Raw genomic sequence first — 21,598 nt, 5'->3', positions numbered from 1 at the left:
AAAGTAGCGAAGGCTTCCTCAATTTTATAAAGGAAGCCTTCGCTTAATTAAGATATATAGACTTTTTCAGTGGCCTCCTAAAACCCTTCTCTTTTTCATAACCTATTTATAAAGTTGTAATCTTTTCTACATTTGCGTCTGTCACTGCCTGCGCAGCTATAATTTCTTTTCGTTTTCATCGATTATAGGCTTCCAAAAACGTTCGTAAAGATATTCGAATTACAAGGGACGTTCGTAATTTATTTTTAAACTTAAACGAACGATTAAAATGATAGATTTTGTATACAAAAGAAAAGTCCGTAAAGGTATACCTTTACGAACGGTATATTTGATTGTGTTTCAAAATGTCAAAGAAATAAGTTAAGGATTTTCTTTGAATTACTGAAATTTTTTAATATGACCAAAATTAAAAGTAAATTAATCCTTTTTATGAATTAATTTACTTTTAATTCGTTTTTAACCATATTTTAATGTTTCGTTATAGTTGGTGGATTATAATGGAATTGCCAACGTGGTTATCTTTCTTTTAACTTGCTTTTATCATGAGGCAAGTCTTTTTTATCTATTCTATTAAGACTTAAGAAAATGATATAGGTTACCTATTCGATCCATCTTCACCCTAATTTCTACGTGATATTGACTGACTGGAATAAAACAAGTAACAAGCTTGATTAACTAGACCTCTTAGGGGACACAATTCGTTCATTAGATGAAAAATCTACTATTTTCAGGAGGAAAAACACGAAATATATGTATTTACTATGCAGAGAAACGCTCTCTGAGGAAATTAAGTTTGTTTTTCTGGATAACTAGATTACTTAATGCAACTCTCATCGTTTTAGAAGGTTTTATTTTTAAACTTCATTTCTATATACAACTCAAAAGTTAATAACATATATACTGATAAAGAATGGAAGTAGGAGAGGATATTCTTGACTAATAACCATCCATATCTAGATGAGAAAGTTATGACTATAAAAATCGTTACTGAAATGACAGGTTTATCAGAAAGACAAGTTCGTTATTATGAAACTCGAGAGCTTATTTTCCCAAAACGAAACTCTTCAGGTACCCGAATGTATTCCTTTTCCGACATTGAAAGATTAATGGATATTGCAGAAAAAATTGAAGATGGTGTTCGAACACGAGAAATTCGTAAAGATTTTTCTTAAAGAATTTCATGCCTATAAATTACATTACATTAATTAAAAGTGAATTTAAAAGCCTCCAGAAAAAAGGCTTTTAAGTTCACTTTTGTGAAAACAAGAATGTTTGTTTAAACTTAGGTGCTGGAGATTTTCTTCCATCCTTCATAACCCTGTAAGGTTCTTCTTTCCATGTTACAATTATTTCTACTACTTTTGAATCAACTGAAATAGGTTGATTTTGATGATGAAAGAAATTCTGTGCTTCAGGTATTTTAAAAGTAACTAATTCGTGTTTAGTACTTGTATTAAGTTCATCACTGTATACTTCCACTGTTGCATCATAGACCTGGGAACCTAAATTTCTAACATCAATACTATAGACATTGAATTTCTCTTCATTTTCTTTTAAGTCTTTAACATCTGGCTTGTCTATTTTTACTTTCCAGTGATTTGATGATTGAGAAGTAGGTAGCTTTTCGGGTTTATAAGCATTAGCATTAACAGAACCAAAAATTAGTGAAAAAAAGATACTGCTAAGAATCAAAATGTGTGCTTTCTTCATTGTAATTTCCTCCAATTTAAAAGGTAAGAGTATTATTCACTTTTAACATTTGAATAATCTTTATTTCTTTGCTTCCAATAACTACCCTCACCGAAAAAATCCGAACATACGCCATTTAAAGATTGTAGCTTTTCAATAAATCCGTTTAAGTCACAAGTATGAAAAGTGTCTTCAAGTTCACGGCTTTCTTCAGTAATCGAATAAACGTGAATTTCCATACAACCATCCCATCTAACATTGACATCAAGTTTACCATCGTCACTTTCTAGCTCGATCGCAACTGTCCCTCCTCCTTCTCTCCTATGTTCAGTCTTTATAACCCACATACAAACACTTCCTTTTTATAAAGTAGAATTTTTAGTACTTTGTTTGCATTATTTCAACTCATTTATCTCGTTCATTTAAGGTTTCTCATTTATTGGAATTTTTATTACCATTGGCACTTGTAAATGCCCTTTTTAGAAGCTGCAAAGGTCATTGAAATAGCCGCATAAGCTAGAGGTTACAGTTTCCTTAAAGGATGAATGTAATAAAAATATCAAGATAGATCTAATGTTATATATTTTGTTATCAATTAAAGCTATTTAATATAGAAATATCTAGAGAAACGCGTCTAATTTATACCATAAATTTATTTTTATGTAATTATATGGTACGATAAATCAAAAAGGAAAAAACATGATTGGCCTTACTATTGCTATTATTGTATTTAATTTTATTGCATTTAAAACAAATAAAAGACTGACAGTAAATCAAATTGTTCATCTCTGGTTATTTACAATCGCTTTTCAAAGTAGTTTCGATGTGTATATACATTTAAAATATCATGGGTACTGGTATTTCACAGACGGTGCAGATTGGAAAGGACTTCTTGTTCATACTGTGTTACTCCCACCTGTTAATATGATGTTCCTCAATTGGTATCCCTTTAAAAGGGGTTATATTAAGCAAGTTTGTTATTTTATTTTTTGGTTAATAGCTATTTTGCTTTATGAAATACTTACATTATTACCGGCTCCTTGGGGATATTTTCATTATGGTTGGTGGAATTTATGGCATTCAGCTATACTTAATCCTATACTTTTACTTATCTTACTAGGCTTTTATAAGTGGGTATGTAAGCTAGAGGACAAGCTTTTATTAAGAAATAAATAAAAATAAAAGGTCACCTCGCTTTGTAGGGGAGATAGCTTTTCAAGGGAATTTTCTATTGAATATATCGGTAGAAAAATCATATTATAATTTTTCAAAAATACTATTTTTCAGGTACAAGCATATGTATAAAAGGTGCGCTTTTTATGCATTTACCTTCCACTTGGGTATCGAGTAAATGCCGTCAGATCAACAATGTATAAAAAGCTGCATAAAACAGAAACACACTCTAATGGGAACCCTTACTGCCACAAGGGTTCTTTCGCTTGCTTGGTTCCTTGAATATGGATTATGTTAACTAATAGTGTATATAAAATACATAACCTAAATGTTCTAGATTTTCTCTTATACATTAATATAAATAGGTTCTCTTTAATATGTATGAAAGGTGACTATCTTATTAAGGGAGGAAAATAATGAATAGTATTTATACTCAACATGCAATTTTTGAACATACATTTTGGATTCGAGTTTTGAAAGATCATTCCCAATTTATCTTAGATGCTTTAGCAGAAAAAGAGAAAGAAGAAATACAAATGGCTAAAACGTTTATTCAAACGTTTACTACTTTGTTAGACAGTGTCAAAGGTCCGCCTCATAACATAGAGAATCTTACAATGGATGCTAAAGCCCAAGCATTATCACTCAAAGAATTTAAATTATCCTTGTTAAAAAAGCACCTAACAACTGATTTTACTATTCATCTTACACCTACTTTTCTAAATCATATGGTCAATGAACTTGATGAGTATTTACTAATTCTTAACTACTTAGAGCAACAACAAGTTCCACCCATCTTTCATGAGCTCCACCATCATTTACTATGGACCTTAGATGCTGCAGGACATGCTGGAGCCATTTCAGATAGTCTTGATGCAGTAGAAAAGAAACTGAAGCAAAAGAGTACGCAGTTCTCTACCCATTTTGAACACTTTTATCTGAAAGCTGTAGAATTGACTGGCTATTTAAGAACGAATCTTGAATCCTTTCCGGCATTAAAGAAAATGAACAAAGACGTCAAGTTAGAAATCGAATTGTTTCAGGTGTTTCTTCATGAGATAGAAGAATTGGAACTATCAAACGAAATTCTCAGCACATTTTCTGCTTTAATGGCAGATCACATGATGAGGGAAGAATGCTACTATTTAACCAAATTAGCGCAATCAACGAATACAGAAAATCCATCGTGTGACCCTACGTCATCCAATTATAAGTAGATGTAGACTTTCTCCTTTGCATTTCTGAGATTTTAGGTAACCTAACGCTACACAAGTAACTCTAAGATAAACCTTTATTGGTTAACCATTTGAATGGGAAAACATAGTTGATTTTATAAGAAAAGCTATCCTTTTGGTTGATTTACAAAAAGGATAGCTTTTGCATGCTTGAGCGTTATTAATTACTCTTAATTTGATGAAGCCTTGAAATAACCAGTCTTCAGCGCTATAAGGTGGACCATTCTTACTTTATAACCACTTAAGGTTAATTTGATTTTAATAAGTAGAATATTATCAAAATATATACTTTATTTCTTTACATCAAATAGTAAATTGATAAACTAACTTATAAAAATCAAAGTTTTAATATTTACACTACCTGACGACAAATATGGGCTTTTTCTACAAGATAGGTAAATAATAAAAGTTTTATAACAAAAGTATTTTACTATTTACTTAATATTATAGAGTTTCCATATATTTTTCTCTTTGTACTTTATATAGTTGTACCATCTTTCCTCTTACCTAATAAAACTCTTTAATTCATACTTTTAAAGATATAAAATTCATTTTCATTTTAAAGCGTTAAAGTAATAAAGCTAAAGTTTTTCGAATTATTTTGACTCAATCAAAAAAGGTTAATTAATACTTTTTATGAATTAATTTACTTTTAATTGGTTTTTAACCATATTTTAATACTTCGTTATAGTTATTTGATTATAATGGAATTACCAAAGTGATTATCCTTCTTTTAACTTGCTTTCTACTTAAAGCAAGTCTTTTTTGTTTACTCCACTAATACTTAAGAAAATCATATAGGCTACACTGTACCCACCTATTACATCTGTCCTCATCCTAATTTCTACAGGATATTGAATGAAATAAAGGAAGTAACAAACTTGAGTAAGTAGCCTCTCTTAGAGGCATAATTTTCTCCTTAAATCAAAACCCCACTATTTTAGGGGAGAAAAATATAACATATACGTATCCAATATGCAGAGAAACGATCTCTGAGGAAATTAACTTTTGCTTTATTGATAACTAATCACCTAATGCAAATTTCAAGGCTTTAAAAACGTTACATTTTAAACCAAAGTCTCCATACCTAAATAAAAGACACTGTCTTTTTACCAGTGTCTTTTACTCATACTTTTATTTATGCCTCTATACACTTTTTAATAAGAGCATTAGATGCTTTTCAACTTTCCTCGTTTTGTTACTTTGTTTTTAAATTTCTTCTTATACATATTAAACTAAGAAACAAATAAACAACACAATAAGAATAGGCGAATTAATAATAAATCGCTTTAGATTATATACACTTAGATTTTTCTAATAAGCCAATAATTGAGATGGGAAGAATAATTTATCCTCTAGCGAGTATTTTTATTATTAGTACCTTAGATATTGAAGAATCCTAATGTTTAATCAGATTTTATAGATGTAATATCCACGTTTCACCTGATTAATATTAGGTTCAACTCGTTGAATAGTTCGAAAAATAGATGCAAAACTATCTGTATTATAGTTTATTGTATCTTTTAAATGTTGTAAAATGTCTTTAGATTTCATCCTCTTGTTAGGATGACTTTTCAATAGGTAAATTGATTCAGCAATAGCTTGTTGCCTCTTATTTTCTCTTCTAATTACCCTCTGATCTAATTCCTGTAATTTTGTCAATTCTTTACGTAATTTCCTCCTTTCTATATGTAACTCAATCATTGATTTATTTATCTCCGTCAATCTCTTCTGTAAATATATTTTTTTCTCTTTCAAGTTACCTCACCTTAAATAATTTTTAATAAATAGCATTATGGTTTAATACGCAAAAAATTTCAAATCTGTAATAATAGATACATATATATAAAGTGGAATTTTCAAAAAATGAGTACATTTAAAGAGGGCATACATATTAATTGACTTTTAAAGAATTATTTTAGATTTCGACAATCCCGTCCCCCGTCCAATTTTACATAATCCCTCATATAGGCAATAATTACATTGATTAGTGAACTTTTTATAGGATAAAAATAGAAGAAACTACCAGTGGTGAATCAGTAGTTTCTTCCGTTATACATAACTTATTTAAGAACTGATGCCGCACAACGTCTTGAGTAATTTGATAAAAATATAAAATTTCATTATTAATTTATAAATAAAGATCTAAATTCATAGTGTTTTGTCAGACAATTGTATTATTTGATTAATACTAATTTTTCACTCGCTCTGTGAATTGCAATAATTCCTCGTTAGGCCCGTAAAATAAAACCATACGTCCACCTTCAAGTGTTGGTTGGGGTTCAGAGGATAAAAATTCAATCCCCTTTTCCTTATAGTGATTAATTGCTTCGTTAATATTTTCTACTGTAAACGCAAGGTGATTTACAATTCCACTTTTACTATACTCACCAACAGGATTTATATCTCGAATCAACTCAATCTCCATGTTAGGCTGCTCTTCCAAATATAAAAATGCCATCTCTTTTGTTTGAGAAGACCCTCGAAGACGAACTTTAAACCCAAACATGTCTGAATAGTATCTGATAGAATCCTCCATACTGGCAACCATAATAGCTGTATGTTCCATTTTCGTAATCAATATATTTCTTCCCTTTCGACATACAAAAGTGAATCTATATAAAAAATAGCCTCACTTTGTATTTTCTTTGGACAATTAAATGTTGTTATACAGTAGCTGCTTGATTGGCTAATAATAAGTATAAAGCTTGAGTTCCTTTATTTTCTTGTTTATCTTCTTCCAGCTTTTCATATAAAGATTTAGCCAATCTTAGCCCCGGTGTATATAATTGCATTTCTTCAGCACTTTCTATAGCAATCTTCATATCTTTAATAAAATGTTTAATATAAAAACCTGGTTCAAAGTCTCCTTTGATCATTCTTGGAGCTAAATTACTTAAAGACCAACTGCCTGCCGCACCTGTCTCAATACTTTGTAACACTACATTTGGATCTAAACCAGCCTTTTCAGCATATAAAATAGCTTCGCATACACCTATCATATTAGAAGCAATGGCAATCTGGTTACACATTTTAGTATGTTGACCTGATCCAGGTCCACCTTGTAACACAATATTAGTACCCATTAATTCAAGAATAGGTTTAACATAGTCGAAATCTTCCTTTAGTCCGCCTACCATAATAGCTAACTTTGCTTGTTGTGCCCCTACGTCTCCCCCAGAAACAGGAGCATCTAGTGTATGTATTCCTCTCTCTATCGCTTGTGAGTGAATATCACGTGCAAGTATAGGACTAGAAGTTGTCATATCTATCGCGTATGTGCCTTTTTTAGCTTTATTTAAAATTCCTTCTTCCCCTAAATAAACTTCTTTTACATCTTGAGGGTATCCAACCATAGTGATGATAATATCAGATTGTTCAGCTAATTCACCTACTGTCTCTATCCATACTGCTCCTTTATCCACTAATTCTTTAGTACGTGATTGAGTACGGTTATAAACCAATACTTTGTGACCCTCATTTAAGATATGACCAGCCATGCTTTTTCCCATTACACCTGTTCCAATAAATCCTATAGTCTTATGATTGTTATTCATAAAGTAATAGCACCATCCTTTATCTAAATGTTCTATCAATTCTAAAATAATACAATTATATACAAATTAAGTCAACGTTTTTACAAAATAATCTAAAAATTCGAAATAAATGTTGATTTCTAAAAATATTACTTATAGAATATGTAATTGTTTGGATTTAAATGTAAAAATTTTGAACTGAAAATCATGAAGGAGATGAAAAAATTGAATGTAACAATGACAAAGACAAACAAGCCAGGTAATACTCGGGGGTGTAAACGAGATCTATTTGAGTGAAGAACAGAAAGAGAAGCTTCAAACTCTATTACCATTTCACACTACAAATGATGAGAGTTATTTTTTAAAAGTAAAAAACTTATTAGGTTTTGTCTTGGAACAAATACTGTTTGCAGACTCTACTCATAAGCAAAAGGTGGAAGAGTTTAAAAATGGAGAAAATCATATTTTAGTTGTTAGGAATTTTCCTATTGAGAAAAACTTACCCCCTACTCCTTACACTGGCTATTGCAGACTAGATGATTTACCCCTTTCGACAGCTTTATCCTTTGCAATGATGGGTGTTTTAGAAGTTAACCCTATTACTTACAAGGGAGAAAATGATGGTTACATTGTGAGACATGTTTCACCTTCAGTAGCAGCTATCTCTGATGTCAGTTCTCATGGATCTAAAATAGAATTTGGTATGCACGTTGATAATCCAGACCTCCCGTTAATAACCGAACCAGTAAATGACTTATCTGGATGCCCTGAGTATCTTTCCTTACACAGTTTAAGATCAAATGTATCTGTTCCTACAAAGGTTATGCTTCTAGACGATGTGATTAAATATTTATCAAAAGGCTCTTTAGAAGAATTACAAAAAGCCCAATTTGTTATAAAACGCCCAGATTCATTCGTTGGTATGAATGTAAAAACAGATTTATTACCTATTCTTTCTTATAGTCAAGAACTAGGGTTTATTTCGAGGTATGACAAGCAAAATGTTGAGGGCCATACGGATCTAGCCCAAGCTGCTTTAAAAGAGTTTCAATCAATTATAGACAGCAGTGATAAAATCAATAAATTTGTTCTTCAACCAGGGGATTATGTTATATTCCGAAACCAAAAGACACTTCACTCTCGTGAAGGGTTTACCCCTAATTTTAATGGCATAGATAGATGGATGATCCGACTATTTGGGATTAAGGATTTAAATAGGGGGATTCCTGCTCAGAATGAAAAACCTTATGTGTTAAAAGCTTAATTTAAAATATAAATTATAAGATGGTGATTGTGATGGCAGAGATATTTGATGGTGGTATAACCATAACTTTAGTGTTATTTTTTTGTTGTTTCCTAGCAGGATTTATTGACAGTGTAGCTGGTGGTGGAGGACTAATTATGGTCCCGTCCTTCATCTTAGCAGGGTTTCCTGCCCAAACCGCCCTTGCACAAGAAAAACTTGTAGGAACAATTGGGACAATGGTAGCTATAAGAAACTATATGAAAAACAAGAAAATTGTTTGGAAAATTGCAAGTTACGGCATTATAACAGCAATAATAGGCGCTTATGTTGGGGCTAAACTTATCCTTTTTTTCGATGAAGAACTTGTAGGGAAAATTATTGTATTCTTATTTCCAATTGGTCTTATTTTAACAATTTTACCTAAAAAACAGCATACTTCTGAGGCTTCAATGCCTAGTGGAAAGTTAGCTTTATTTATTGTTTTATTTGTTTGTTTCACAGCAGGATTTTATGATGGATTCTTTGGACCTGGAACGGGCAGCTTAATGATTATTCTATTTCACTACGTAGTGAAATTTACCTTATTGGAAGCCTCAGCTACATCTAAAATTTTTAATTTCGCTTCTAATATTGGGGCTTTAATTGCCTTCATAATAGGTGGACATGTATTGCTGTTAAAAGGCATTCCTATGATTTTAGGAAATATATTAGGAAACTATATAGGGAGTAACATGGCTATTAAACAAGGGGATACTTTTATTAAAAAGACTCTTGTTACTTCCTTGTCAATATTATTTATTTCTCTAATTTATAAATACTTTTTTCATGACCTTGCATTAAGCATTTTTAAATAAATATTGCTCTTTTAAAGAACTTTTACAAAAACACATAAAATGAAGTAAATTAATGAATAATTTTAAGTCAGAAAGTGATATTATAGATTGGCAATGTTCGTTATTCGAAAGTCCTGAAACTTTATTTCAGGACTTTTCCTATGAACCTGTCCACCTCCATTATGTCAAATAATTTTGTATATCCTATTCATCTTTTAAAACACATTTTCCCCTATGGATAATTGGAGTAATATGTAATTTTATATGTTTTCAATAGAAAATTTAGGTTATACTTGGTTCAAAACTGAAGGAGTTTTGAACTTGAAAGTTGCATATTTAGGACCCCAAGGCACATTTTCAGAAGAAGCTGCATTTCGTTATTTTTCATCTAATAAAGTGGAATGGCTTATGTGTGAATCCATTTTAGATGTACTTGATGCTGTTAAGGACCATCGAGTTGATAAAGGCCTAGTACCAATTGAAAATTCAATTGAAGGTACAATCAATATGACAGCAGATGGCTTATTAATGGATGATTTCTTTATTGAAGAGGAAGTAATTCTCCCTGTTTCTTTGCACTTACTTACATTGAAAGGTGTCGAGTCTGATCAAATTGAAGAGGTTTGGTCAATTCCACCCGCACTAGCTCAATGTAGAAACTACATTCGAGAACTAAGAGCTACAAGTAAGCATTTTAATAGTACAGCCTCTGCTGCTAAAACTTTACGTGATGAGGCTAGAAAAGATGTAGGTGCCATTGGTTCTGAATGGTCTGCAAGAATGTTTGATTTACAAGTAACGAAAAGTAATATTCAAGATCATGGCGAGAACTGTACTCGTTTTGTTTTAGTGGGAAGGCATGAAAATAAATTAACTAAAGGAAAGAAGACAATGTTAGTGGTAACGCCTAATGAGGAGCGCCCTGGTTTATTAGCGATAATTTTAAATGTATTTTCATCTCTCTCTATTAATCTTACCTGGATTGAGTCTCGCCCTACTAAGAAGAAATTAGGTACATATCGTTTTTTTATTGAAACTGAAAAGAGTTTGCAGGAAGATAGTGTTCGTAAAGCCATTGCTATTTTAGAAACGTACGGCCATGATGTTTTAGTTTTAGGAAGCTATAATACAACAAAATTATAAAAATAGATAAAGCATATTACGGTAACTTAGAATAAATAAAATATACATCAAGTTACTGTTGAAAATAGGAATGAGGAAGGGTAAAATTTAATTGTTAGATTCTTCTAACTATTAGTTTTAGTTGAGTAGAGGAGAGATGAGTGTAGATGAGTAAAGCAGAGTTTTATGAGCAAGTTGGAGTAGCCATGACATGTAGGTCTTATGGAGAGTACGAAAAGATGTTTTTGCTAGAAGACGATTTTCTAAAAAAAGGTAAAATATTAGATGTTGCAGCTGGAGCTTCTTCATTTATAGCAGAAGCTAACGAAAGAGGCTATGATGCTGTTGCTGTAGATCCCCTTTATGATTTAACAGTTGAGCAAATGACCTTACATGGGCAGAAAGAAATGAAAGAAGCCACCGAAAAGCTGGCTAAAAATATTTCGTCCCTCTCTTGGGATTCTTATAAGAACCTGGAGGAACACGATACGATAAGAGAAGATTCTTTTAAACTCTTTTTAAAACACTATAAAGAAAATTCTATAGAAAAAGGTTTTATTACTGGAACTTTACCTAATTTACCTTTTGATGATGAGACATTCTCGCTTGTGTTATGTAATCATTTCTTATTTCTTTATCAGGAACAGTTTGATCTTGAGTTTCATTTACAGGCCATTCGAGAAATGATTCGAGTAACTAAAAAAGGCGGTATGATTAGAATTTATCCGTTAGTGGGATTTAAAAATGAACGATATCCTTATTTAGATGAATTAGTAGAAACTTTAAACGATGAAAACACGGTAGTTAAAACCATAGATACAACATTTCGCTTTGTTCCTGCAGCCACAGAACTTTTAACTATAAATAAACTATAACTATACAAAACAAGTCTTTCTCTAATGGAGAGAGACTTGTTTTTTTATGAAGTTGTAAATGATTACCGATAATATGGATTATGGTAACTAAGGTTGTATATCGTATACAACTTAAAAATAAAAAAGACAGCCACTATTTATATATAAATAGTGGCTGTCTTTTTTATTTTTGAGTAAAAGCGATTTTTAATCCAATAAGGGTAAACAAAGATCCTTGAATCAGGTTAATTTTCTTTGCTATAGTAGGGTTTTTCTTTAAATAATTCCTTACTTTTCCTGCAAATATACTTATCAAAATAAAGATAACTAAACTTTGTATCAAGGATAAAATTCCATAAATAAGCATTTGTTTTGTCACATTTCCGTTTGTGTAATTAATAAACTGAGGGAGAAAGGCTAGAAAAAATAAGGATACTTTTGGATTTAAGAGATTACTTATAACAGCTTTTCTATATAAAGACTTGTAGCTTATTGAATTTTCATCATTAAGATCAAGTTGCGAGTCTTTTTCTCTAAAAGATTTGTATGCTAAGAATAATAAATATGCTGCTCCGGCATATTTGACGATTGAAAATACTATAGCCGATTGATAAATGATAGCCGTAATTCCAAGTGTTGCAGCTGTTATATGGAAAATGAGTCCTGTAGAAAGTCCTAGTGCAGTTAAGATCCCTGCCTTTTTTCCGTTTGATATGCTTTGAGCTAAAACAAATAAATTGTCCGGACCTGGTATAAGTGTAAGTAATATAGCTACACCTAAAAAGGATAGTATAGATGATAAGTCCATGTTATTAATCATCCCTTCCTTAAAAATTTTATGTTTCATTATAACAGAAGAAAGAAGAAAGTAGTTGATTTCATTGCCGATAATACGTTTTACGTTAACTATCTTTGTATATGATATACAGCTTAAAGACAGAAAAAAATACTGTTTGTTATATAAACAATGCATCAAAACGAAAACAGCCCCAAGCGATGGCTCATCACTTGGGGCGTGTTGTTAATAACATTAATGTTTTTTTCTTCTTACGTGTCAACTGTCTAATTGACTTAAATAACATACGTATCCACATTATAGCTTAGAACCTTGTTCAGCATCATTGGGCCTCTGCCTCCTAACCGAACGCTTTCGAACTAAAACAAAATAGGAAAGAAACGCCAACAAGCTAGCACCAAAGATCGTAACGCCCATTGGAACACCCGTATACGATCCTGCTATTCCAACAAGAGGTGCTGATAGCGATCCGAGTACAAATGGCAATAAGCCTAATAATGCGGAGGCGCTGCCCGCAATATGTCCTTGTGATTCAATGGCTAATGCAAAGGACGTCGTACCAATAATACTGATTGATGAGACAAAAAAGAAAATCGGGATCGCCACGGCAATTAATGGAGCTTTTAAAAGAAGAGCGATGAGTAGGATTGCTCCTGCTGCAATAGAAATTCCTAGTCCTATCTTTAAGAATGTCCGCTCCGAAATGTAATCGGCCAAGCGTCCAACCAACTGACTTCCAATAATCAAGCCTAAACCATTAACTCCAAAGAGTAGACTGAACTGTTGCGGAGAAACATGGTAAATATTTTGATAGACAAACGGAATACCAGATACATAGGCAAATATTCCAGCTGTCGTGAATCCTTGTGTGAATGCGTATCCCATGAATTCTCGCTCCTTAAATAAGGAACCAAAATTGCTCATGAGCTGTGGCAGATTACTAGGTACACGTTTTTCAGGTGGTAGCGTTTCTGGTAGTTTTAGAGAAACCATGAAGATTAATATAGCTCCAATACAAGCTAAAACAATAAAAACTCCATTCCACTTGGTAAACGAAAGAATGGCTCCTCCAGCAATTGGTGCAACGATTGGGCCGAGGTTACCGACTAATACAATTAAAGTAAAAAATTTGATCAGTTCCTTTCCACTGAAAAGGTCCCTGACAATAGCTCTTGAAACCACAAGTCCGCCTGCTGCGGAAAAACCCTGGACAAAACGAGCCACAATAAGGAAATAGATATTTGGTGAAAACGAGCAAGTTAAAGAAGCTAATAAGTATACGCAAAGAAATAATAGTAAAGGTTTACGACGGCCTTTCACATCACTCAATGGGCCAATAAATAATTGTCCTGCTCCCAATCCTAATAAGCATGCTGTCAAACTAATTTGTACGAGTGATGCCGTAGTATGAAAATCTTTTACGATTGTGGGGAAGGAAGGTAAATACGTATCAATTGTAAAAGGGCCTAAGAGTCCAAGTGATCCCAAAAGTATCGCAAGTTGAATTCTTTTTTTTCCACTAAGTGTATTCAATTTTTCCTCGCCTTTCTATATAGTTTGTATTTCATTTCACTACAGAAATGTAGGCTACAAGCTCCCATCCTACATTAAGCACAAAGGGACCAAAATGTAGATTTAATTCGATACCCGAAAATACATAGTTCTGATTATAACCTGTTATCATTTTGGGGTAAACAATTAAAAAAACACCATGAGAATGTTTTTATGGGAGAAAGTATGGGGCTCGTGCCGATTTGGTCAGTTGTTGCAAGTGACGATGATTGGGATGGATATGAAGGACTATATACTATGTCTATGGAAAAATATTGTTATGAAAACCCGAACGCCCCTGATTGTGACAGTATGTTAAATAAAATTAGGTCTTGGAAACGTACTTACCTTACATGGGGTAGAGATACTTTAGGATTTGGCCTTTATCTTTTTCAAAATCAATAAATTTCAAAAGAACCTGAGATACCTTCCATTATGGAACAAGGAATTTCAGGTTTTATATTTTCTGTAATCCACATTATGATAACTAAATATTTATACATATTTCTTTCATCAACTCACAAGCCAAATACTCCTTTTAATAGAGGTTCCGAAAAGATCTATTATGTTAATTAGAAAGACTACTTAACATTAAATTTATAAATAAAAGCTTACTTCTAATTTGGTTTTTATTACAGATGGAAGGCATAAACGATATGGAATACATTGCGACATTGTATTTCATAAAGAAAATTGTTAATATAAAGGTACAATTATGAGAGGACTGATGAATGGACAATGATTAACTAATCTATATTTTTATTTGAAATGAATAACTTCAAACTACAAAATATAGGATTAGTCTATCCATTTTTATAAATCAGTTTATACTTCATTTGTCATTATTCCGATGGCAAATAAGCACTTATTTAACATAAGTGAAAGACTAATCCTTCCAATTACAAACTGGGAGGATTTTTTATGCTCTCATAGGTAGGCTTAATATTTTTTAATGCTGCAACTTAATCTAATGAATAAAGGAGAGAGAGAAATGAGCAGTTCAGACACTATTGTTACGCATGTAATACTCTGTATAAGTCGTTAATATCCATCAAGCTTATACAGAGTAATTTAGAATAGATGGATGTGCCGACTTTGTATAAAAAGTAAAAAGTGTTGCTATACAAAGGAGGAATTATTATGTCAATGATACAAGTTCAAAATTTAACTTTTTCTTATCCGAATAGTTTTGACAATATTTTTGAAGATGTAAACTTTCAAATAGATACGGATTGGAAACTTGGATTTATCGGTAGAAATGGACGAGGTAAAACAACATTCTTTAATTTATTATTAGAGAATTATGAGTATAGTGGGAAAATCATTTCCTCGGTAGAATTTAATTATTTCCCTTATCCAGTTTCGGATAAAAACAAGTATACTCATGAAATCTTAGAAGAAATTTGTCCCCAAGTAGAAGATTGGGAATTTCTTCGTGAGATATCCTATTTAAATGTTGATGCGGAGGTCATGTACCGACCATTTAAAACATTATCCAACGGCGAACAAACAAAGGTGTTGCTTGCTGGCCTTTTTTTGAATGAGGGTCAATTTCTATTGATTGATGAACCAACCAATCACCTAGACACTGATGCACGAAAGATAGTCTCTGATTATTTAAGGAAGAAAAAAGGGTTTATTTTAATTTCCCATGACAGAATGTTTTTAGATGGATGCGTGGATCATATCTTATCTATCAATAGAGCAAACATTGAAGTTCAAAGTGGTAACTATTCTTCGTGGAAATTAAACTTTGATAGACAGCAGGAGCACGAAGAGGCAAAGAATCAACGTCTACAAAAAGACATCGGAAGATTAAAACAATCTTCCAAGCGTGCAACAGGTTGGTCTAATCAAGTGGAATCTTCCAAAAATGGGACAACAAATTCTGGTTCTAAGTTGGATAAAGGTTTTGTAGGACATAAAGCAGCAAAGATGATGAAGAGAGCAAAAAACCTTGAATCCAGGCAACAAAAAGCTATTGAAGAAAAGTCAAAGCTGTTGGAAAATGTGGAAAAAACCGAGTCGTTAAAATTAGAACCATTAGAATGTCAATCGAATGAATTGATTAATTTGACTGATGTATCTGTTAAGTATAATGACCAAATAGTAAACAAGCCAATAAGCTTTAAAGTTGAACAAGGTGACCGTATTGTACTTGATGGAAAGAATGGAAGTGGAAAAAGTAGTATTCTAAAACTAATTCTAGGAGAACCAATACAGTATACAGGCTCAATGAATTTAAGTTCAGGCCTCCTTATTTCTTATGTCCAACAAGATACCTCTCATTTGAAAGGACGATTATCGGACTTTATTGAAGAATATGAGATTAATGAAACGTTATTTAAATCTATTCTACGTAAGATGGATTTTGATCGAATTCAATTTGAGAAAGATATATCTCACTATTCTGGTGGACAAAAGAAAAAGCTGCTTATAGCCAAAAGTTTATGTGAAAAAGCTCATTTATATATTTGGGATGAACCATTAAATTTTATTGATATTTATTCGCGTGTGCAGATTGAAGAGCTCATTCAAAGCTTTAGTCCCACAATGGTTATCGTTGAGCATGATCAAGCATTTCAACAAAAAGTTGCAACGAAAATTATCTCTATGTAAGCAAATATGAAGAATTAAAGCTTTAATTGTAGATTAGATTATTAAACAAACTATAGGGAGCGTTAGTCTAAGAAAAGATTAGCGCTTCTTCGTGGTGCCTGGAAAATGTTTTATGTTAACTAAGAGTAATATTATATAAATGAAATTACTGTTGAAAACAGGGATAAGGAAGGGTAGAATTGTAATTGTTAGATTTTTCCAACTTATAGTTTTAGTTGAGTAGAGGAGAGATGAGTTTAGAAGAGTAAAGCAGAGTTTTATGAGCAAGTTGGAGTAGCTATGACATGTAGGTCTTATGGAGAGTACGAAAAAATGTTTTTGTTAGAAGACAATTTTCTTAAAAAGGGAAAAATCCTAGATGTTGCAGCTGGAGCTTCTTCATTTATAGCAGAAGCTAATAAAAAAGGCTATGACGCCGTTGCCGTAGATCCTCTTTATGATTTAACAGTTGAACAAATGACCTTACATGGACAGAAAGAAATAAAAGAAGCCACCGAAAAACTGGCTAAAAATATGTCGTTCTTCTCTTGGGATTCTTATAAGAACCTGGAAGAACACGATAAGATAAGAGAAGATTCTTTTAAAATCTTTTTAAATCACTATAAAGAAAATTCTATAGAAAAACGTTTTATTGCTGGAACTTTACCTAATTTACCTTTTGATGATGAGACATTCTCACTTGTGTTATGTAATCATTTCTTATTTCTTTATCAGGAACAGTTTAATCTTGAGTTTCATTTACAGGCCATTCAAGAAATGATTCGAGTAACTAAAAAAGGCGGTATGATTAGAATTTATCCGTTAGTAGGATTTAAAAACGAACGATATCCTTATTTAGATGAATTGGTCGATTCTTTAAATGAGGAAAACACAATAGTTAAAACGATAGATACAACATTTCGTTTTGTGCCTGCAGCCACAGAACTTTTAACTATAAATAAATTATAACTATACGAAACCAGTCCTTCTCCAACGAAAAGAGACTGGTTTTTTCGTGAAGTTGTAAAAGATTGTCGATAAGAGTGATTATGTTAACTAATAATATATAATATACACAAGCTAAGGAGGTGGAGAAAGTATATGACAAACTTATATATGGTTCGTCATGCTCATTCAATTTACACACCAGATGAAATGGGAAGATCCTTATCAAAAAAAGGTTTGTTAGATGCTAAACAGATTATTAATCTACTTAAAAAAGAAGATATACATATTGCTATTTCAAGTCCATATAAACGAGCTTTTCAAACAATTGAGGGGGTTGCTAATCACTTCAAATTAGATATTCAAATAGAATTTGAACTAAGAGAAAGAACCCTTAGTTCCTATCCGATAGATGATTTTGAGACGGCTATCACAAAAGTTTGGGACGATCCTTCATTTTGTCTAAAAGGCGGAGAGTCAAATACAATAGCTCAACAAAGAGGCATAGCATGTATCTTTAAAATTCTAGAAAAGCATAAAGGAAAAAATATTGTGATTGGAACGCATGGCAATATTATGGTACTTATTATGAATTATTTTGATGCAAAATATGACTTTGATTTTTGGAAGAACTTACAGATGCCTGATATCTACAAGTTATCTTTTGAAGACACTAATTTAAAGTCTATTTCAAAAGTATTAATTAATGCACTCTTATAAATCACATTAGGTTTACTAGATTTATGTATTAGACTATTCAACTGATTATTGGGGATATTATTCAGCAATCGGTCGTTTAATGAAGAAAACTGGGCGGTTTAAGGTGATCGTGGGGGTATTCTGAATTTTATGTGGTAAAATGAGGAGATTATTTAATGCAAAGGGGGAGCTTAATATGGACAAATATAAAATAATTTTATTTGATTTAGATGGAACACTTTCAGATCCCAAGATAGGTATAACTAAATCTGTTCAATATGCGCTACAGAAAATGGACATTGATGAGCCTAATATTGATAAACTTGAATGTTTTATCGGTCCACCACTTCAAGTTTCATTTGCTGAATATTACGATTTTGATGAGGTAGATACACAAAGGGCAATTGATTATTACAGGGAAAGGTTTAAGGATAAGGGGATGTTTGAGAATGAGTTATATTCAGATATTCCTTTACTATTAAAGTCATTAAAAGAACGAAAATATACTTTAGTTGTTGCAACTTCAAAGCCTACTGTATTTTCTGAACAAATATTAAAGTATTTTAATATTGACCAGTATTTTGAACTTGTTGTTGGAAGTAATCTTGATGGGACAAGATCATCAAAAACTGAAATTATTCAATACATACTTGATAAGTATAATGAGCATAGGATACAGGATTTTATTATGATTGGGGACAGAAAACACGATATTATTGGTGCAAATAATACGGGTATTGATTCTGCTGGAGTAACTTATGGATATGGTTCATTTAAAGAATTAAGTGATTCCAATCCAACATATATTGTAAATAGTATTGACGAGATAAAAGATATTTTACTAGCAAGTAAAGTTAAATAAGCAGTTAAAAGGATCTTTTAAACAAAGATCCTTTTTCAGTACCGATGATACGTTTTATGTTAACTAAGATTATATAATGGTATACAGCATAAAGAGGGAAATCTCCTGACAAAGTAACAGGAGGCTTTTAAACTGTTACAAGGAATTATATATAGCTTTGAATAGTTTTGTAATCTAAGGAAGTTGCTTGTAGTGTATTTTTAAAAGTTGCAACCATATTATCTTCAGAATGATATTCCTTTAAAGCATCTGTATCTTTTAAAATATTCCCTGTTAGAATGCATAATGCGGTCTCATCCTTATCAATCTTCTGCTGATCTACTAGTTTTTTCAATCCGGCAACTGTAGCTGCAGAGGCTGGCTCACATCCAATCCCACTTCTATCTATAATAGCTTTTGCATTAAGAATTTCAGTGTCCGATACTGAAGCTGTAATTCCATTTGTTTCTTTTAGAGCATGTTTTGCCTTCTTCCAGCTTGGTGGATTTCCAATATTCAATGCAGAAGCTCTGGTGTATGGAGATCCATCAGGTATAAGTTCTTTCATTTTCTGATCTATCATTTGGTGAAATGGACTCGCCCCTTCTGCCTGTATAATTGCAATCCTCGGAAGTTTATCTATCAATCCAAGTGTAAATAAATCATGTAGTCCTTTACCTAATGCCGTTGCGTTACTTAAAGCTCCACCAGGTACAACAATCCAATCCGGTAAATTCCAATTTAGATATTGAGCAACCTCATAAATAATGCTTTTTTGACCTTCTATTCTAAACGGATTAATTGAATTACAAACATATAAACCTAAACCTTCACTATATTTCTCTAAAAATTCAATCCCATCATCATACGTTCCAAGAATACTAAATACATGAGCACCATATGCGATTGTTTGTAGTACCTTGTTCATCGATATATCCTTATTAGGAACAAAAATGTAAGAATCTGAATTTCCTATGGAAGCATACATAGCTAAGGATGAAGAGGTATTTCCAGTTGAAGTACAAGTGAATTTTTTATACCCTAGGGATTTTCCATGAGAAACAGCTACGGTCATGCCATTATCTTTAAATGAGCCACTAGGATTTTCGCTCTGTGCTTTTAAATAAATTTGTCTCAAACCAATGTAATCTTGAATTAATTGATGCGTATATAACCCTGTATTTCCTTCATATTTCGTTACAATACATTCTTCAGGTAACTCAGGGAAGATTAGTTCTTTATATCTCCATACACCACTGGCATAGGGAGTCATACGTTCTGAAAGACGCTCATTAAATAAGCGTTTTAATCGCTCCGCATCGTGGTTATGAAAGTCCTGAACAATATCAAACAGTCCACCACATTCACAGTGATAACTAAAATGATCATAAGAAATTGATTTACCACATTCCATGCATACTAATTTCATTTTTATAAGGGAAGTTTCTATTCCCCTCTCACCTCGTTGTTAAGAAATATTCTTGAGTACTACATTTTATAGTTTTAGAATAAAGGAAGAGGTTTTATAAATCTAATATATATTTATTTAGTATTGATAACTTTTATTTATGATTAAAGGAGCGAAACATGAATCTTCATGCTTTAAGATTATTTTACACGGTAGCAGAAAAAAGAAGTGTAACTCGTGCTGCTGAGGAATTAAATATAAGTCAACCGGCAGTAACAGCTCAAATAAAAAAATTGGAGCAAGAAATTGATTTAACGTTAGTATCTCCTAAAGGAAGAGGGATTTTTTTAACTCCTGCTGGTGAACAACTTGCTAAGCATGCTAAAAGATTATTTTCTCTTGAATGTGAGATTGAATCTTCTATTAAACAATACAAAGATGGTACAGCCGGAAAGCTGCGTATTGTAGCAACATACCTCCCTGCAAACTTTTTACTGCCTAAATGGATTGGATTATATAAACAGCAATATCCTAAGGTAGAGGTAGAATTAACAACTACTAATTCTAGTAAAGCAATTGACCATTTGATTAATTACCAAGCTGAAATCGCTTTGATAGGCGGTAGAAAGGAATTTCATTCATTAATTACGAGTAATGAACTATTTGAAGATCAAATGTTGTTTATTGTACATAAAAATCATAAATATGCTGGAAAGAAAGTTGCATTATCTGAAATTGTAAGAGAACCTTTTGTATTTCGTGAAGAAGGCAGTTCTTCACGGGAAAAATTATTTTCTCTCTGTAAGATTCATAATGTCAATAAGCCAATTATCGGATTACAAATTAATGGATTGAATGAAACAATCAGAACGGTGATTGCAGGATATGGAGTTACTTTTGTTTCCTCGCTTGAAGTGAATGAGCACTTAGCTCAAGAGCAAGTAGCAATTATACATGTAGAAGAAGTTCATTTAAAAAATCCTATTTCGTTATGTACAAGAGAAAAAGATGAACTTTCCAAAATTGCATTCAACTTTATTGATTCTATAAGAAATGACATGAATTAGAAGAC

At 32.1% G+C, this 21,598-nt stretch carries 20 protein-coding genes and 1 pseudogene; 13 read left to right on the top strand and 8 right to left on the bottom strand.

Features of this window, described 5'->3' with window-relative positions:
• Positions 1 to 968 precede the first annotated feature (968 nt).
• A pseudogene (locus tag SB717_RS30070) lies at positions 969 to 1,163 on the top strand (MerR family transcriptional regulator); the annotation flags it as partial.
• An 85-nt stretch (positions 1,164 to 1,248) separates the two neighbouring features.
• Here the strand turns inward: SB717_RS30070 and SB717_RS30065 are convergent.
• Positions 1,249 to 1,710, bottom strand: coding sequence for a hypothetical protein (locus tag SB717_RS30065; RefSeq protein ID WP_410906249.1), 462 nt, complete (start codon positions 1,708 to 1,710; stop codon positions 1,249 to 1,251).
• Between the two features lie 32 nt (positions 1,711 to 1,742).
• Positions 1,743 to 2,036, bottom strand: coding sequence for a hypothetical protein (locus tag SB717_RS30060; protein WP_410906247.1), 294 nt, complete (start codon positions 2,034 to 2,036; stop codon positions 1,743 to 1,745).
• A gap of 352 nt (positions 2,037 to 2,388) precedes the next feature.
• Between SB717_RS30060 and SB717_RS30055 the strand changes: the two genes are divergently transcribed.
• Together SB717_RS30055 and SB717_RS30050 are read left to right on the top strand one after the other, a co-directional pair.
• Positions 2,389 to 2,865 carry a hypothetical protein gene (locus tag SB717_RS30055; RefSeq protein ID WP_410906245.1) on the top strand — a complete coding sequence of 159 codons (477 nt, stop codon included), beginning with the start codon at positions 2,389 to 2,391 and terminating at the stop codon, positions 2,863 to 2,865.
• 413 nt (positions 2,866 to 3,278) lie between these two features.
• Positions 3,279 to 4,079, top strand: a complete 801-nt coding sequence (locus SB717_RS30050) for a DUF2935 domain-containing protein (RefSeq protein ID WP_410906243.1) — start codon at positions 3,279 to 3,281, stop codon at positions 4,077 to 4,079.
• A gap of 1,428 nt (positions 4,080 to 5,507) precedes the next feature.
• Here the strand turns inward: SB717_RS30050 and SB717_RS30045 are convergent.
• The 3 genes from SB717_RS30045 to SB717_RS30035 all read right to left on the bottom strand — a co-directional run bounded on the left by SB717_RS30045 (position 5,508) and on the right by SB717_RS30035 (position 7,654).
• The gene (locus SB717_RS30045) at positions 5,508 to 5,855 is read right to left on the bottom strand and encodes a Rok-like winged helix domain-containing protein (protein WP_410906241.1); all 348 of its coding nucleotides are present in this window, start codon (positions 5,853 to 5,855) and stop codon (positions 5,508 to 5,510) included.
• Positions 5,856 to 6,288: 433 nt separating this feature from the next.
• Complete coding sequence (locus tag SB717_RS30040) at positions 6,289 to 6,678, bottom strand: VOC family protein (protein ID WP_410906239.1); 390 nt, start codon at positions 6,676 to 6,678, stop codon at positions 6,289 to 6,291.
• Between the two features lie 85 nt (positions 6,679 to 6,763).
• Positions 6,764 to 7,654 carry an NAD(P)-dependent oxidoreductase gene (locus tag SB717_RS30035; protein ID WP_410906237.1) on the bottom strand — a complete coding sequence of 297 codons (891 nt, stop codon included), beginning with the start codon at positions 7,652 to 7,654 and terminating at the stop codon, positions 6,764 to 6,766.
• 268 nt (positions 7,655 to 7,922) lie between these two features.
• Between SB717_RS30035 and SB717_RS30030 the strand changes: the two genes are divergently transcribed.
• The 4 genes from SB717_RS30030 to SB717_RS30015 all read left to right on the top strand — a co-directional run bounded on the left by SB717_RS30030 (position 7,923) and on the right by SB717_RS30015 (position 11,709).
• Positions 7,923 to 8,897: a TauD/TfdA family dioxygenase gene (locus SB717_RS30030; protein ID WP_410906235.1), complete on the top strand. Its 975-nt coding sequence runs from the start codon at positions 7,923 to 7,925 to the stop codon at positions 8,895 to 8,897.
• Positions 8,898 to 8,929: 32 nt separating this feature from the next.
• Entirely contained in the window at positions 8,930 to 9,733 is an 804-nt protein-coding gene (locus tag SB717_RS30025; RefSeq protein WP_410906233.1) for a sulfite exporter TauE/SafE family protein, read from the top strand.
• 300 nt (positions 9,734 to 10,033) lie between these two features.
• Positions 10,034 to 10,855: a prephenate dehydratase gene (gene pheA / locus SB717_RS30020; protein ID WP_410906231.1), complete on the top strand. Its 822-nt coding sequence runs from the start codon at positions 10,034 to 10,036 to the stop codon at positions 10,853 to 10,855.
• Between the two features lie 146 nt (positions 10,856 to 11,001).
• On the top strand, positions 11,002 to 11,709 hold the full coding sequence (locus SB717_RS30015; protein ID WP_410906229.1) for a class I SAM-dependent methyltransferase: 708 nt from the start codon (positions 11,002 to 11,004) through the stop codon (positions 11,707 to 11,709).
• Positions 11,710 to 11,872: 163 nt separating this feature from the next.
• Here SB717_RS30015 and SB717_RS30010 read toward each other — a convergent pair whose 3' ends face one another.
• Both SB717_RS30010 and SB717_RS30005 read right to left on the bottom strand, forming a co-directional pair.
• Entirely contained in the window at positions 11,873 to 12,496 is a 624-nt protein-coding gene (locus SB717_RS30010; RefSeq protein ID WP_410906227.1) for a LysE family translocator, read from the bottom strand.
• Between the two features lie 285 nt (positions 12,497 to 12,781).
• Positions 12,782 to 14,017: a Bcr/CflA family multidrug efflux MFS transporter gene (locus SB717_RS30005; RefSeq protein ID WP_410906225.1), complete on the bottom strand. Its 1,236-nt coding sequence runs from the start codon at positions 14,015 to 14,017 to the stop codon at positions 12,782 to 12,784.
• A 192-nt stretch (positions 14,018 to 14,209) separates the two neighbouring features.
• On the opposite strand from SB717_RS30005, the gene SB717_RS30000 reads away from it, so the two are divergent.
• From SB717_RS30000 to SB717_RS29980, 5 genes are all read left to right on the top strand, one after another.
• The gene (locus tag SB717_RS30000) at positions 14,210 to 14,440 is read left to right on the top strand and encodes a hypothetical protein (RefSeq protein ID WP_241262514.1); all 231 of its coding nucleotides are present in this window, start codon (positions 14,210 to 14,212) and stop codon (positions 14,438 to 14,440) included.
• 735 nt (positions 14,441 to 15,175) lie between these two features.
• Entirely contained in the window at positions 15,176 to 16,654 is a 1,479-nt protein-coding gene (locus SB717_RS29995; RefSeq protein ID WP_410906223.1) for an Lsa family ABC-F type ribosomal protection protein, read from the top strand.
• A 312-nt stretch (positions 16,655 to 16,966) separates the two neighbouring features.
• Entirely contained in the window at positions 16,967 to 17,602 is a 636-nt protein-coding gene (locus SB717_RS29990; protein WP_410906221.1) for a class I SAM-dependent methyltransferase, read from the top strand.
• A 132-nt stretch (positions 17,603 to 17,734) separates the two neighbouring features.
• Positions 17,735 to 18,298 carry a histidine phosphatase family protein gene (locus SB717_RS29985; RefSeq protein ID WP_410906219.1) on the top strand — a complete coding sequence of 188 codons (564 nt, stop codon included), beginning with the start codon at positions 17,735 to 17,737 and terminating at the stop codon, positions 18,296 to 18,298.
• 175 nt (positions 18,299 to 18,473) lie between these two features.
• On the top strand, positions 18,474 to 19,139 hold the full coding sequence (locus SB717_RS29980; RefSeq protein WP_410906217.1) for an HAD family hydrolase: 666 nt from the start codon (positions 18,474 to 18,476) through the stop codon (positions 19,137 to 19,139).
• 145 nt (positions 19,140 to 19,284) lie between these two features.
• Here SB717_RS29980 and thrC read toward each other — a convergent pair whose 3' ends face one another.
• Complete coding sequence (gene thrC / locus SB717_RS29975; RefSeq protein ID WP_410906215.1) at positions 19,285 to 20,547, bottom strand: threonine synthase; 1,263 nt, start codon at positions 20,545 to 20,547, stop codon at positions 19,285 to 19,287.
• Positions 20,548 to 20,705: 158 nt separating this feature from the next.
• Here thrC and SB717_RS29970 point away from each other — a divergent pair, with 158 nt between their 5' ends.
• Positions 20,706 to 21,593 carry a LysR family transcriptional regulator gene (locus SB717_RS29970; protein ID WP_410906213.1) on the top strand — a complete coding sequence of 296 codons (888 nt, stop codon included), beginning with the start codon at positions 20,706 to 20,708 and terminating at the stop codon, positions 21,591 to 21,593.
• The last annotated feature ends 5 nt before the right edge of the window (positions 21,594 to 21,598 follow it).

Origin of the sequence: Priestia sp. SIMBA_032 (assembly GCF_046535215.1) — a bacterium.
Lineage (GTDB): Bacteria > Bacillota > Bacilli > Bacillales > Bacillaceae_H > Priestia > Priestia aryabhattai.
The sequence above is the reverse complement of the archived record's forward strand: the minus strand, read 5'-3'. Positions and strand labels throughout refer to the sequence as shown.

What these genes read in the sequence shown, in the direction of transcription:
- SB717_RS30065 (WP_410906249.1), bottom strand. Translation starts at nt 1,710, where the DNA reads ATGAAGAAAGCACACATTTTGATTCTTAGCAGTATCTTTTTTTCACTA.
- SB717_RS29970 (WP_410906213.1), top strand. Translation starts at nt 20,706, where the DNA reads ATGAATCTTCATGCTTTAAGATTATTTTACACGGTAGCAGAAAAAAGA.
- SB717_RS30000 (WP_241262514.1), top strand. Translation starts at nt 14,210, where the DNA reads ATGGGAGAAAGTATGGGGCTCGTGCCGATTTGGTCAGTTGTTGCAAGT.
- SB717_RS30060 (WP_410906247.1), bottom strand. Translation starts at nt 2,036, where the DNA reads ATGTGGGTTATAAAGACTGAACATAGGAGAGAAGGAGGAGGGACAGTT.
- SB717_RS29980 (WP_410906217.1), top strand. Translation starts at nt 18,474, where the DNA reads ATGGACAAATATAAAATAATTTTATTTGATTTAGATGGAACACTTTCA.
- SB717_RS30015 (WP_410906229.1), top strand. Translation starts at nt 11,002, where the DNA reads ATGAGTAAAGCAGAGTTTTATGAGCAAGTTGGAGTAGCCATGACATGT.
- thrC (WP_410906215.1), bottom strand. Translation starts at nt 20,547, where the DNA reads ATGAAATTAGTATGCATGGAATGTGGTAAATCAATTTCTTATGATCAT.
- SB717_RS30025 (WP_410906233.1), top strand. Translation starts at nt 8,930, where the DNA reads ATGGCAGAGATATTTGATGGTGGTATAACCATAACTTTAGTGTTATTT.
- SB717_RS29995 (WP_410906223.1), top strand. Translation starts at nt 15,176, where the DNA reads ATGTCAATGATACAAGTTCAAAATTTAACTTTTTCTTATCCGAATAGT.
- SB717_RS30055 (WP_410906245.1), top strand. Translation starts at nt 2,389, where the DNA reads ATGATTGGCCTTACTATTGCTATTATTGTATTTAATTTTATTGCATTT.
- SB717_RS29985 (WP_410906219.1), top strand. Translation starts at nt 17,735, where the DNA reads ATGACAAACTTATATATGGTTCGTCATGCTCATTCAATTTACACACCA.
- SB717_RS30010 (WP_410906227.1), bottom strand. Translation starts at nt 12,496, where the DNA reads ATGGACTTATCATCTATACTATCCTTTTTAGGTGTAGCTATATTACTT.
- SB717_RS30035 (WP_410906237.1), bottom strand. Translation starts at nt 7,654, where the DNA reads ATGAATAACAATCATAAGACTATAGGATTTATTGGAACAGGTGTAATG.
- SB717_RS29990 (WP_410906221.1), top strand. Translation starts at nt 16,967, where the DNA reads ATGTTTTTGTTAGAAGACAATTTTCTTAAAAAGGGAAAAATCCTAGAT.
- SB717_RS30050 (WP_410906243.1), top strand. Translation starts at nt 3,279, where the DNA reads ATGAATAGTATTTATACTCAACATGCAATTTTTGAACATACATTTTGG.